Below are 12,469 nucleotides of genomic sequence, written 5' to 3' on the forward strand. Positions count from 1 at the left end.
GGCCTTTAGACCATGGGACTCGAAGAAAAGCTGCCGAGCGGATTTCTGCTGACCACCGTCGAGCAGGCCGCGGGCTGGGTGCGCAAATCGTCCGTCTTCCCGGCCACGTTCGGCCTCGCCTGCTGTGCCATCGAGATGATGACCACCGGCGCCGGCCGCTACGACCTGGCGCGCTTCGGCATGGAGGTCTTCCGCGGTTCGCCCCGCCAGGCGGACCTGATGATCGTGGCCGGCCGGGTGAGCCAGAAGATGGCACCGGTGCTGCGCCAGGTCTACGACCAGATGCCGAATCCCAAGTGGGTGATCTCCATGGGGGTCTGCGCCTCCTCGGGCGGCATGTTCAACAACTACGCGATCGTCCAGGGCGTCGACCACGTCGTCCCCGTCGACATCTATCTGCCCGGCTGCCCGCCGCGGCCCGAGATGCTGATGGACGCCATCCTCAAGCTGCACCAGAAGATCCAGTCCTCCAAGCTCGGCGTGAACGCCGAGGAGGCGGCCCGCGAGGCGGAGGAAGCGGCGCTCAAGGCCCTGCCCACGATCGAGATGAAGGGGCTGCTGCGGTGAGCGACGCGAACGGCACCGGCGGGGCGTCGAACGGGGTCAACCCCGAGAAGGACCTCGGCGCCTCCAACCTCCCCGGCCAGCGCGGCGAGGGCGGTGAGGAGATCCGCGTCCAGCGCGGCATGTTCGGCGCCAACAACGGCGGCGACACCTCCGGCTACGGCGGCCTGGTCCGCTCGGTCCGCCTCCCGGGACCGGCGGCCCGCCCCTACGGCGGCTGGTTCGACGAGGTCGCCGACGAACTGGAAGGCGCGCTGGAGGAACAGGGACTCCTGCCCGACAACGCGATCGAGAAGACGGTCGTCGACCGCGGAGAGCTCACCTTCCACATCGAGCGCGAGCATCTGCTCCGGGTCGCCCAGACCCTCCGCGACGACCCGGCCCTGCGCTTCGAACTGTGCACCGGCGTCAGCGGCGTCCACTACCTGCACGACAAGGGCCGCGAGCTGCACGCCATCTACCACCTGCGCTCGATCACCCACAACCGGCTGATCCGCCTCGAGGTCAGCGCGCCCGACAGCGACCCGAAGATCCCGTCGCTGGTCTCGGTGTATCCCACCAACGACTGGCATGAGCGCGAGACCTACGACTTCTTCGGCATCGTCTTCGACGGTCACCCGGCCCTGACCCGGATCATGATGCCGGACGACTGGCAGGGCCACCCGCAGCGCAAGGACTACCCCCTCGGCGGCATCCCCGTCGAGTACAAGGGCGCCCAGATCCCGGCTCCGGACCAGCGGAGGTCGTACTCGTGAGCAACACGCAGTCAGCAGCCGCGTCCGCATCGGCGCGCGAGACCACCGAGGGCACCGTATACACGGTCACCGGTGGCGACTGGGACGAGGTCGTCCAGTCCGCGGCCCGTGCCGACGACGAGCGCATCGTCGTCAACATGGGTCCCCAGCACCCCTCCACCCACGGGGTGCTCCGCCTGATCCTGGAGATCGAGGGCGAGACGGTCACCGAGGCCCGCTGCGGCATCGGCTATCTCCACACGGGGATCGAGAAGAACCTCGAGTTCCGCACGTGGACGCAGGGCACCACGTTCGTGACGCGCATGGACTACCTGACGTCCTTCTTCAACGAGACCGCCTACTGTCTCGCCGTCGAGAAGCTCCTCGGCATCGAGGACCAGATCACCGAGCGCGCCGAGATCATCCGGGTGCTCCTGATGGAGCTGAACCGCCTCTCCTCCCACCTGGTGTGCATCGCCACCGGCGGCATGGAGCTCGGCGCCACCACGATCATGATCTACGGATTCCGTGATCGTGAAATGATTCTCGACATCTACGAGCTCATCACGGGCCTGCGCATGAACCACGCGTACATCCGGCCCGGCGGACTCGCCCAGGACCTGCCGCCCGGCGCGGTGGACCACATCCGCGAGTTCGTGAAGAAGATGAAGAAGAACCTCCCGGAGTACGACAAGCTCGCCACCGGGAACCCCATCTTCAAGGCCCGTATGCAGGACGTCGGCTATCTCGACCTGGCCGGCTGCATGGCCCTCGGCGCCACCGGCCCGATCCTGCGCTCCACCGGCCTGCCGCACGACCTGCGCAAGGCACAGCCGTACTGCGGATACGAGACGTACGACTTCGAGATCCCGACCGCCGACTCCTGCGACTCCTACGGGCGCTTCCTGATCCGCCTGGAGGAGATGCGCCAGTCGCTGGGGATCATCGAGCAGTGCCTGGACCGGCTGCAGCCAGGGCCTGTCATGGTCGCCGACAAGAAGATCGCCTGGCCAGCCCAGCTCGCCCTGGGACCGGACGGGCTCGGCAACTCCCTCGACCACATCAAGAAGATCATGGGCACGTCCATGGAGGCCCTGATCCACCACTTCAAGCTGGTCACCGAGGGCTTCCGCGTTCCGCCGGGACAGGCGTACGTGGCCGTCGAGTCGCCCAAGGGCGAACTCGGGGTGCATGCCGTCTCCGACGGCGGCACCCGCCCCTTCCGGGTCCACTTCCGCGACCCGTCCTTCACCAACCTGCAGGCCATGGCGGCGATGTGCGAGGGCGGCCAGGTCGCCGACGTCATCGTCGCCGTCGCGTCCATCGACCCCGTGATGGGAGGCGTCGACCGGTGACCACCAGTTCCTCGGAGCAGGGCGTCAGCCTGGGCATGCCCCAACTGCCCGCGCCCGCCTACCCGGACGACGTCCGAGCCCGGCTCGAGGCCGACGCGCGCCAGGTGATCGACCGCTACCCCGACTCCCGGTCCGCGCTCCTGCCGCTGCTGCACCTCGTGCAGTCGGAGGAGGGCCATGTCACGCGCACCGGGATGCAGTTCTGCGCGGACATGCTCAAGCTGACCACGGCGGAGGTCACGGCCGTCGCGACCTTCTACTCCATGTACCGGCGCAAGCCGTCCGGCGACTACCAGGTCGGCGTGTGCACCAACACGCTGTGCGCGGTGATGGGCGGTGACGCGATCTTCGAGGAGCTCCAGGAGCACCTCGGCGTCGGCAACGGCGAGACCACCGCCGACGGCAAGGTCACCCTGGAGCACATCGAGTGCAACGCGGCCTGCGACTACGCGCCGGTGGTCATGGTCAACTGGGAGTTCTTCGACGACCAGACCCCGGACAGCGCCAAGCGCCTCGTCGACGACCTGCGCGCGGGACGCGAGGTCGAGCCCACGCGCGGTGCGCGTCTGTGCACCTTCAAGGAGACCGCGCGGATCCTGGCCGGCTTCCCCGACGAGCGGCCAGGGGCCGTCGAGGCGAGCGGCAGTGCGGGACCGGCGTCGCTGGTGGGCCTCCGCCTGGCCAGGGGAGAGACCGCACCCGCGCGCGTGGTCCATCCGCGGGACGGCGGGCCGCACGACGAGCAGGACAGGGCCGCCGTGCACGACCCGTCGCCGACCGAGCGCCTGAGCGCACATGACGCGCCGCAGGAGACGTCGGCCTCCGACCCGGCCCACCCGGCCGGGCCCACCGCCGAGGAGGGGGAGTGATGACCTTGGCACCCGAACTCAAAGACACCAGCCCCGAGAAGCTGCTCGCACCCGTGCTGTCCGCCTTCTGGGACGAGGACAAGGCCTGGACGCTGGACGTCTACAAAAGGCACGAGGGGTACGAGGGGCTCCGCAAGGCGCTCGCGATGTCCCCGGACGACCTGATCGCGTACGTCAAGGACTCCGGGCTGCGCGGCCGCGGCGGCGCGGGATTCCCGACCGGAATGAAATGGCAGTTCATTCCCCAGGGAGATGGAAAACCGCACTATCTAGTTGTCAACGCCGACGAGTCGGAGCCGGGGACGTGCAAGGACATCCCGCTCCTCTTCGCGAACCCGCATAGCCTCATCGAGGGCATTGTCATCGCCTGTTATGCCATCAGGTCTTCGCATGCCTTCATCTATCTGCGTGGTGAAGTCGTCCCCGTTCTGCGGCGGTTGCACGAGGCCGTGCGCGAGGCCTACGAGGCCGGCTACCTCGGCGAGAACATCCTGGGCAGCGGCCTGAACCTCCAGGTCACCGTGCACGCGGGCGCAGGCGCGTACATCTGCGGTGAGGAGACCGCACTGCTCGACTCGCTCGAAGGCCGCCGGGGTCAACCGCGGCTCCGTCCCCCTTTCCCTGCGGTCGCGGGCCTCTATGCGTGCCCGACTGTTGTGAACAACGTCGAGTCGATCGCGTCGGTTCCCGCAATTCTGAATCGGGGCAAGGAATGGTTCCGGTCGATGGGCAGCGAGAAGTCCCCGGGCTTCACGCTCTACTCGCTCAGCGGCCATGTCGCCAGCCCCGGCCAGTACGAGGCCCCGCTCGGCATCACGCTGCGCCAGCTGCTCGAGATGAGCGGCGGCATGCGGCCGGGCCACCGCCTGAAGTTCTGGACGCCGGGCGGCTCCTCGACGCCGATGTTCACCGACGAGCACCTCGACGTACCCCTCGACTACGAGGGCGTCGGCGCCGCCGGCTCGATGCTCGGCACCAAGGCCCTGCAGTGCTTCGACGAGACGACCTGCGTCGTGCGCGCCGTCACCCGCTGGACCGAGTTCTACGCCCACGAGTCCTGCGGCAAGTGCACACCGTGCCGCGAAGGGACGTACTGGCTCGTGCAGTTGCTGCGTGACATCGAGGCGGGCAAGGGCGTCATGTCCGACCTCGACAAGCTGAACGACATCGCCGACAACATCAACGGCAAGTCGTTCTGCGCCCTCGGCGACGGTGCCGCCTCGCCGATCTTCTCCTCGCTGAAGTACTTCCGCGAGGAGTACGAGCAGCACATCACGGGCCGCGGCTGCCCCTTCGACCCGGCCAAGTCGACGGCCTGGGCCGACTCCCGCACGGAGGTGAACGCATGACCGTGACCACCAACGCTCCCTCGGGAGGGGGAGAGGCGGCGGTCCCGCCGGAGGATCTCGTCTCGCTGACGATCGACGGCGCCGAGATCAGCGTGCCCAAGGGCACCCTGGTCATCCGGGCCGCCGAGCAACTCGGCATCGAGATCCCCCGGTTCTGCGACCATCCCCTGCTCGACCCGGTCGGGGCCTGCCGCCAGTGCATCGTCGAGGTCGAGGGCCAGCGCAAGCCGATGGCCTCCTGCACCATCACGTGCACGGACGGCATGGTCGTCAAGACGCACCTGACCTCGCCGGTCGCCGAGAAGGCCCAGCACGGTGTGATGGAGCTGCTGCTCATCAACCACCCGCTGGACTGCCCGGTCTGCGACAAGGGCGGCGAGTGCCCGCTGCAGAACCAGGCCATGTCGCACGGCCAGGCCGAGTCCCGCTTCGAGGGCAAGAAGCGGACGTACGAGAAGCCCGTCCCGATCTCCACACAGGTGCTGCTCGACCGCGAGCGGTGCGTGCTGTGCGCCCGGTGCACCCGCTTCTCCAACCAGGTCGCGGGCGACCCGATGATCGAACTGGTCGAGCGGGGCGCGCTGCAGCAGGTCGGCACCGGTGAGGGTGACCCCTTCGAGTCGTACTTCTCCGGCAACACCATCCAGATCTGCCCGGTCGGCGCGCTGACCTCGGCGGCGTACCGCTTCCGCTCGCGCCCCTTCGACCTGGTGTCCTCGCCGAGCGTGTGCGAGCACTGCTCCGGGGGCTGCGCCACCCGCACCGACCACCGCCGCGGCAAGGTCATGCGGCGGCTCGCCGCCAACGACCCCGAGGTCAACGAGGAGTGGATCTGCGACAAGGGGCGGTTCGCCTTCCGGTACGCGCAGCAGCGCGACCGGCTCGAACAGCCCCTGGTGCGCAACGCCGAGGGCGAGCTGGAGCCGGCCTCCTGGCCGGAGGCGCTGCAGATCGCGGCCCAGGGCCTGCTCGCCTCGCGCGGCCGGACCGGTGTGCTGACCGGCGGCCGCCTCACCGTCGAGGACGCCTACGCCTACAGCAAGTTCGCGCGCGTGGCGCTCGACACGAACGACATCGACTTCCGCGCGCGCGTGCACACCAGCGAGGAGGCCGACTTCCTGGCGGCCCGGGTCGCCGGACGCGGCCGTGATCTCGACGGTACGGGAGTCACGTACACCCTCCTGGAGAAGGCGCCCGCCGTCCTGCTGGTAGGCATCGAGGCCGAGGAGGAGGCGCCCGGCGTCTTCCTGAGGCTGCGCAAGGCCTGGCGCAAGCGCGGCCAGAAGGTGTTCTCGCTGGCCACGCACTCCACGCGCGGTCTGGAGAAGGCCGGCGGCACCCTGCTTCCGGCGGCTCCCGGCACCGAGACCGAGTGGCTGGACGCGCTCGCCGGCGGGGTCGGCCTCGACGGGGACGGCTCGAAGGCCGCCGAGGGGTTGCGCACCGAGGGCGCGGTGATCGTGGTCGGCGAACGGCTGGCCGCCGTCGCCGGCGGACTCACCGCCGCCGTACGGGCCGCCACCGCGACCGGCGCCCGGCTGGCGTGGATCCCGCGGCGGGCCGGAGAACGCGGCGCCCTGGAGGTCGGCGCACTGCCGTCGCTGCTTCCCGGCGGACGCCCGGCGACCGACCCACGCGCGCGTGAGGAGGTCGCCGCCGTCTGGGGACTGGCCGAACTCCCGCACCGCTACGGCCGCGACACCGGCCAGATCCTGGAGGCCGCCGTCAGCGGCGAACTCCAGGCGCTGCTGGTCGCGGGTGTCGAGGTAGCCGATCTGCCGGACCCGGCACGCGCGCGTGAAGCACTTCACGAGGCCGGCTTCGTGGTCTCCCTGGAGCTGCGGCCCGGCGAGGTGAGCGAGCTCGCGGACGTCGTGCTGCCGGTCGCCGCCGTCGCCGAGAAGGGCGGCACCTTCCTCAACTGGGAGGGCCGGGTGCGCTTCTTCGAGGCCGCGCTCAAGCCCGACCACATGGTCCGCCCCCTCCCGCCCACCGACGCGCGCGTGCTGCAGATGCTGGCCGACGCCATGGACGTACACCTGGGGCTGCCGGATCTGCGCACCGTGCGCGCGGAGATCGACCGGCTCGGGCCCTGGGACGGTCCGCGGGCCACCGAACCTGTGGAGAGCGGGGGCATGTTGCCGCGGCCCGCCGTCGGCGAGGCCGTCCTCGCGGGACACCGCCTCCTGCTCGACCAGGGCGTCCTCCAGGACGGCGACGAGGCGCTCGCCGGAACCAGGCACGCCGCCCACGCGCGTGTGTCGGCCGCGACGGCCGCCGAATCGGGCGTCAAGGACGGCGATCTGCTCGCCGTGACCGGTCCCGCCGGGACCGTCGAACTCCCGCTGCGGATCACGGAGATGCCCGACCGTGTGGTCTGGCTCCCGCTGAACTCCGCAGGCAGGGGCGTCGCCTCCGACACCGGGGCGCTGCCCGGCGCACTCGTCCGCATCGGCCCGGCGACACTCGTCGGCGAGGCCCCCAAGGAGGTGGAGGCATGAGCCCGTACCTCGCGGCTGAAGACCTCTCGATGTTCGGCCGCGACCCCTGGTGGCTGGTCGTCCTCAAGGCCGTCTTCTGCTTCGCCTTCCTGATGGTGACCGTGCTGTTCTCCATCGTCTGGGAGCGCAAGGTCGTCGCCTGGATGCAGCTGCGCATCGGCCCCAACCGGCACGGCCCCTGGGGCATGCTCCAGTCGCTCGCCGACGGCATCAAGCTGATGCTCAAGGAAGACGTCATCGTCAAACGCGCGGACAAGGTGGTCTACGTCCTCGCGCCGATCGTGGCCGCGATCCCGGCCTTCATGGCGATCGCGGTGATCCCCTTCGGCCCGGCGGACAACCAGATCTCGATCTTCGGCCACCGCACCACGATGCAGCTGACCGACCTGCCGATCGCGATGCTGTTCATCCTCGCGGTCGCCTCGGTCGGCATCTACGGCATCGTGCTCGCGGGCTGGAGCTCCGGATCCACCTACCCGCTCCTCGGCGGCCTGCGCTCCTGCGCGCAGATGATCTCGTACGAGATCGCCATGGGCGCCGCCTTCGCCTCCGTGTTCCTCTACTCGGGGTCGATGTCGACGTCGACGATCGTCGAGCAGCAGCACGACCGCTGGTACATCATCCTGCTGCCGGTCTCCTTCATCCTCTACATCGTCACGATGGTCGGCGAGACCAACCGCGCCCCCTTCGACATGCCGGAGTCCGAGGGCGACCTGGTGGGCGGCTTCAACACCGAGTACTCGTCGATCAAGTTCGCGATGTTCATGCTCGCCGAGTACGTCAACATGGTGACCGTCTCGGCCGTGTCCACCACGCTCTTCCTCGGCGGCTGGCGGGCCCCCTGGCCCATCAGCACCTTCTGGGAGGGCGCCAACCACGGCTGGTGGCCGCTGCTCTGGTTCGTGATCAAGGTCCAGCTGCTGCTGTTCTTCTTCATCTGGCTGCGCGGCACGCTCCCGCGGGTCCGCTACGACCAGCTGATGAAGCTCGGCTGGAAGGTCCTCATCCCGGTCTCCGTGGTCTGGCTGATGCTGGTCGCGACGGTCCGGGCCCTGCGGAACGAGAACTACGACTTCGCCGACATCGCCCTCTACATCGGCGGCGGCGTCCTCGCCCTGCTGGTGCTGTCCTTCGTCGCCGACATGTTCCGCGAGAAGGGCAGGACGGCCGAGGCACAGGCCGCCGCACCGGTCGGCTTCGACCCGATGGCCGGCGGGTTCCCCGTGCCCCCGCTCCCCGGACAGGAGCTCCCGCCGGTGCCGAGGCGCAGTCCGCGCCGCGAGCGGGAGCTGATTGTCAGTGGTGGGTCGGATACTGCCAGTGACGGATCTTCGGATGGAAAGGAGGCGTCCGATGGCTGAGGAGCCCAAGGAGACCGAGCAGTTGAAGCCCGGTTTCATGAACCCCGTGGCCGGCTTCGGCGTGACCTTCAAGGCCATGTTCAAGAAGCGGCTGACCGAGCAGTACCCGGAGCAGCACAAGACCACCGCCCCCCGGTTCCACGGACGGCACCAGCTCAACCGCCATCCGGACGGCCTGGAGAAGTGCGTGGGCTGCGAGCTGTGCGCCTGGGCCTGCCCCGCCGACGCCATCTACGTGGAGGGCGCGGACAACACGGACGAGGAGCGCTACTCACCGGGCGAGCGCTACGGCCGCGTCTACCAGATCAACTACGCCCGCTGCATCCTGTGCGGCCTGTGCATCGAGGCGTGCCCCACGCGCGCGCTGACGATGACCAACGAGTTCGAGCTCGCGGACTCCAGCCGCGCCAACCTCATCTACACCAAGGAGCAGCTGCTCGCCGGCCTCGAAGAGGGCATGGTCGACAGCCCGCACGCCATCTACCCGGGGATGGACGAGCAGGACTACTACCGGGGACTGGTCACCGAGGCGGCGCCCGGTACGGAGCCCCAGGTGGCCCACTCCAAGGGCGAGGTCGTCCAGGAGGCCGACTCCACCTTCGGTGCGAGCGAGCCGGCGTCGGAGAAGGTGATCGGCCGATGACCGCGCAGCTCGCCGCCTACTCCACCTCCACCGGAGAGGCCTTCCAGTTCTGGGTCCTCGGCACCGTCGCCGTGATCGGCGCCCTGGCCACGGTCTTCATGAAGAAGTCCGTGCACAGCGCCCTCTCGCTCGCCGGCACCATGATCGTCCTGGCGGTGTTCTACCTCGCCAACGGCGCCTACTTCCTCGGGATCGTGCAGGTCGTCGTCTACACGGGCGCGATCATGATGCTGTTCCTGTTCGTGGTGATGCTCGTCGGCGTGACCGCGGCGGACTCCCTGAAGGAGACCATCAAGGGCCAGCGCTGGCTGGCCCTTCTGTGCGGGCTCGGCTTCGGCGTCCTACTGCTCGGCGGGATCGGCAACGCCTCGCTGCACGACTTCAACGGCCTCACCCAGGCGAACGGGAACGGCAATGTGCAGGGCCTCGCCGCTCTCATCTTCACCAAGTACGTGTTCGCCTTCGAAATCACCGGTGCCCTGCTGATCACGGCCGCCGTCGGCGCCATGGTGCTCACCCACCGCGAGCGCACCGAGAGGGCCAAGACGCAGCGGGAGCTGTCCGAGGAGCGCGTCCGCCAGGGCAAGCACGTACCGCCGCTGCCGGCGCCCGGCGTGTACGCGCGGCACAACGCGGTGGACATCGCGGGCCTGCTGCCCGACGGCACCCCGTCCGACCTCACGGTCAGCAAGACGCTGCGCGAGCGCGGCCAGATCCGTGATGTGTCGACCGAGGCGCTCAACGACCTGCGCGCGCTGGAACAGCGCTCCGAGGAGCGCCTGGAGCGCACCGAGATCGAACCGGCCACCTTCAAGCGGGAGGAGGCGTCGCAGTGAACCCGGTCAATTACCTGTATCTGGCGGCCCTGCTGTTCACGATCGGCGCCACCGGTGTGCTGATCCGGCGCAACGCCATCGTGGTGTTCATGTGCATCGAGCTGATGCTGAACGCCTGCAACCTCGCGTTCGTCACCTTCTCCCGGATGCACGGCAATCTCGACGGCCAGGTCATCGCGTTCTTCACGATGGTCGTCGCCGCCGCGGAGGTCGTGGTCGGGCTCGCGATCATCGTGTCCCTGTTCCGTTCCCGCCACTCGGCCTCGGTCGACGACGCCAGCCTGATGAAGCTCTGAGGGGTCGCTGAATCGTGGAGAACCTGATTGCGCTGCTGGTGGCGGCGCCACTGCTCGGAGCGGCCGTACTGCTGTGCGGCGGCCGGCGCCTTGACGCCGTCGGCCACTGGATCGGCACGGTCCTCGCGTTCGTCTCCTTCGCCTTCGGCGTGATCCTCTTCGCGGATCTGCTGGGCAAGGACGCCGAACACCGGACGTTGATGCAGCATCTGTTCAGCTGGGTCCCGGTCCAGGGCTTCCAGGCGGACGTGACGTTCCGCCTCGACCAGCTGTCGATGACGTTCGTACTGCTGATCACCGGCGTCGGCTCGCTGATCCACCTGTACTCGGTCGGGTACATGGAGCACGACGAGCGCCGCCGCCGCTTCTTCGGCTATCTGAACCTGTTCCTCGCGGCGATGCTCCTGCTCGTCATCGCCGACAACTACCTGCTGCTGTATGTCGGCTGGGAGGGCGTGGGTCTCGCGTCCTACCTGCTGATCGGCTTCTGGCAGCACAAGCCCAGCGCGGCGACGGCGGCGAAGAAGGCCTTCCTGGTCAACCGCGTCGGCGACATGGGCCTGTCCATCGCGATCATGCTGATGTTCGCGACGTTCGGGACCTTCGCCTTCGGGCCGGTCTTCGGTCACGTCGGTGACACCTCCGAGGGCAAGCTCACCGCCATCGCCCTGATGCTCCTGCTGGCGGCCTGCGGCAAGTCCGCCCAGGTGCCGCTGCAGTCCTGGCTCGGGGACGCGATGGAGGGCCCGACCCCGGTCTCGGCCCTCATCCACGCCGCGACGATGGTGACCGCGGGCGTCTACCTGATCGTCCGCTCCGGCGCGATCTTCAACGCCGCGCCCAACGCACAGCTCGTGGTCACGGTGGTCGGCGCCGTCACGCTCCTGTTCGGTGCGATCGTCGGTTGCGCGAAGGACGACATCAAGAAGGCACTGGCCGGCTCGACCATGTCGCAGATCGGCTACATGGTGCTGGCCGCGGGCCTCGGCCCCATCGGCTACGTCTTCGCGATCATGCACCTGGTGACGCACGGCTTCTTCAAGGCCGGCCTGTTCCTCGGCGCCGGATCGGTCATGCACGGCATGAACGACGAGGTGGACATGAGGAAGTACGGCGGCCTCAGGAAGTACATGCCGGTCACGTTCATCACGTTCGGCCTCGGCTACCTCGCCATCATCGGCTTCCCGGGACTGTCCGGCTTCTTCTCCAAGGACAAGATCATCGAGGCGGCCTTCGCGAAGGGCGGCACGGAGGGCTGGATCCTCGGCGCCTGCGCCCTGCTGGGCGCCGCCATCACCGCCTTCTACATGACGCGCGTGATGCTGATGACGTTCTTCGGCGAGGAGCGCTGGAAGAACCAGCCCACCCGCTCCCCGCAGTCACCGAGCGCGGAGCCCGCCGCCGAGCACCACGGCGAGCACGCGGAGCCGCACCCGCACGAGTCGCCCAAGGTCATGACGATCCCGATGATCGTGCTGGCCGTCGGATCGGTCTTCGGCGGTGCGTTCTTCAGCATCGGTGACCGCTTCCTGCACTGGCTCGAACCGGTCACCGGTCACAGCGAGGGCGACTCGCCGGTCAGTGCGGCGACGGTCACCGGAGCGACGATGGTCTGCCTGATCATCGGCGTCGGCATCGCCTACGCCATGTACGGCCGCCGCACGGTCCCGTCCGTCGCCCCGCGCGGCTCGTTGCTCACCCGGGCCGCCCGGCGCGATCTGCTGCAGGACGACTTCAACCACGTCGTCCTGGTCCGCGGCGGCGAGCACCTCACGCGCTCCCTGGTGTACGTCGACCACACCCTGGTCGACGGAGTGGTCAACGGCACGGCGGCTTCGGTCGGCGGCCTGTCCGGGCGGATGCGCAGGCTGCAGAACGGCTTCGCGCGGTCGTACGCGGTCTCGATGTTCGGCGGTGCGGCGGTCCTCGTCGCCGCGACCCTGCTGATGAGGGCGGTCTGA

General features: G+C 68.9%; 11 protein-coding genes. All 11 read left to right on the forward strand.

Translation table 11 applies throughout. The features are described from left to right. Positions 1-12: 12 nt before the first annotated feature. The 11 genes from JYK17_RS09310 to nuoL are packed head-to-tail and all read left to right on the forward strand — an operon-like array spanning position 13 to position 12,469. Positions 13-567, forward strand: a complete 555-nt coding sequence (locus tag JYK17_RS09310) for a NuoB/complex I 20 kDa subunit family protein (protein ID WP_006133126.1) — start codon at positions 13-15, stop codon at positions 565-567. Continuing rightward, positions 564-1,319, forward strand: a complete 756-nt coding sequence (locus tag JYK17_RS09315) for an NADH-quinone oxidoreductase subunit C (RefSeq protein WP_222810166.1) — start codon at positions 564-566, stop codon at positions 1,317-1,319. Before JYK17_RS09310 ends, JYK17_RS09315 begins: the two co-directional genes overlap by 4 nt. Continuing rightward, entirely contained in the window at positions 1,316-2,653 is a 1,338-nt protein-coding gene (locus JYK17_RS09320) for an NADH-quinone oxidoreductase subunit D (protein ID WP_108014518.1), read from the forward strand. Before JYK17_RS09315 ends, JYK17_RS09320 begins: the two co-directional genes overlap by 4 nt. Then, positions 2,650-3,522 (forward strand): NADH-quinone oxidoreductase subunit NuoE, encoded by an 873-nt coding sequence (nuoE, locus tag JYK17_RS09325; protein ID WP_108014519.1) that lies wholly within the window; start codon positions 2,650-2,652, stop codon positions 3,520-3,522. The genes JYK17_RS09320 and nuoE overlap by 4 nt, the downstream gene beginning before the upstream one ends. After that, the gene (gene nuoF / locus JYK17_RS09330) at positions 3,522-4,871 is read left to right on the forward strand and encodes an NADH-quinone oxidoreductase subunit NuoF (RefSeq protein ID WP_108014520.1); all 1,350 of its coding nucleotides are present in this window, start codon (positions 3,522-3,524) and stop codon (positions 4,869-4,871) included. Before nuoE ends, nuoF begins: the two co-directional genes overlap by 1 nt. Further along, positions 4,868-7,372, forward strand: a complete 2,505-nt coding sequence (locus tag JYK17_RS09335) for an NADH-quinone oxidoreductase subunit G (protein ID WP_128802674.1) — start codon at positions 4,868-4,870, stop codon at positions 7,370-7,372. Before nuoF ends, JYK17_RS09335 begins: the two co-directional genes overlap by 4 nt. Next, positions 7,369-8,733 carry an NADH-quinone oxidoreductase subunit NuoH gene (nuoH, locus tag JYK17_RS09340; protein ID WP_108014522.1) on the forward strand — a complete coding sequence of 455 codons (1,365 nt, stop codon included), beginning with the start codon at positions 7,369-7,371 and terminating at the stop codon, positions 8,731-8,733. The genes JYK17_RS09335 and nuoH overlap by 4 nt, the downstream gene beginning before the upstream one ends. Continuing rightward, on the forward strand, positions 8,726-9,376 hold the full coding sequence (gene nuoI / locus JYK17_RS09345; protein ID WP_222810167.1) for an NADH-quinone oxidoreductase subunit NuoI: 651 nt from the start codon (positions 8,726-8,728) through the stop codon (positions 9,374-9,376). The genes nuoH and nuoI overlap by 8 nt, the downstream gene beginning before the upstream one ends. Further along, positions 9,373-10,212 carry an NADH-quinone oxidoreductase subunit J gene (locus tag JYK17_RS09350; RefSeq protein WP_108014524.1) on the forward strand — a complete coding sequence of 280 codons (840 nt, stop codon included), beginning with the start codon at positions 9,373-9,375 and terminating at the stop codon, positions 10,210-10,212. The genes nuoI and JYK17_RS09350 overlap by 4 nt, the downstream gene beginning before the upstream one ends. Continuing rightward, complete coding sequence (gene nuoK / locus JYK17_RS09355) at positions 10,209-10,508, forward strand: NADH-quinone oxidoreductase subunit NuoK (RefSeq protein WP_046585936.1); 300 nt, start codon at positions 10,209-10,211, stop codon at positions 10,506-10,508. The genes JYK17_RS09350 and nuoK overlap by 4 nt, the downstream gene beginning before the upstream one ends. A 14-nt stretch (positions 10,509-10,522) precedes the next feature. Further along, positions 10,523-12,469 (forward strand): NADH-quinone oxidoreductase subunit L, encoded by a 1,947-nt coding sequence (gene nuoL, locus JYK17_RS09360; protein ID WP_108014525.1) that lies wholly within the window; start codon positions 10,523-10,525, stop codon positions 12,467-12,469.

The organism is Streptomyces plumbidurans, from assembly GCF_019857225.1.
In the GTDB taxonomy this organism is placed as follows: Bacteria; Actinomycetota; Actinomycetes; order Streptomycetales; family Streptomycetaceae; genus Streptomyces; species Streptomyces plumbidurans.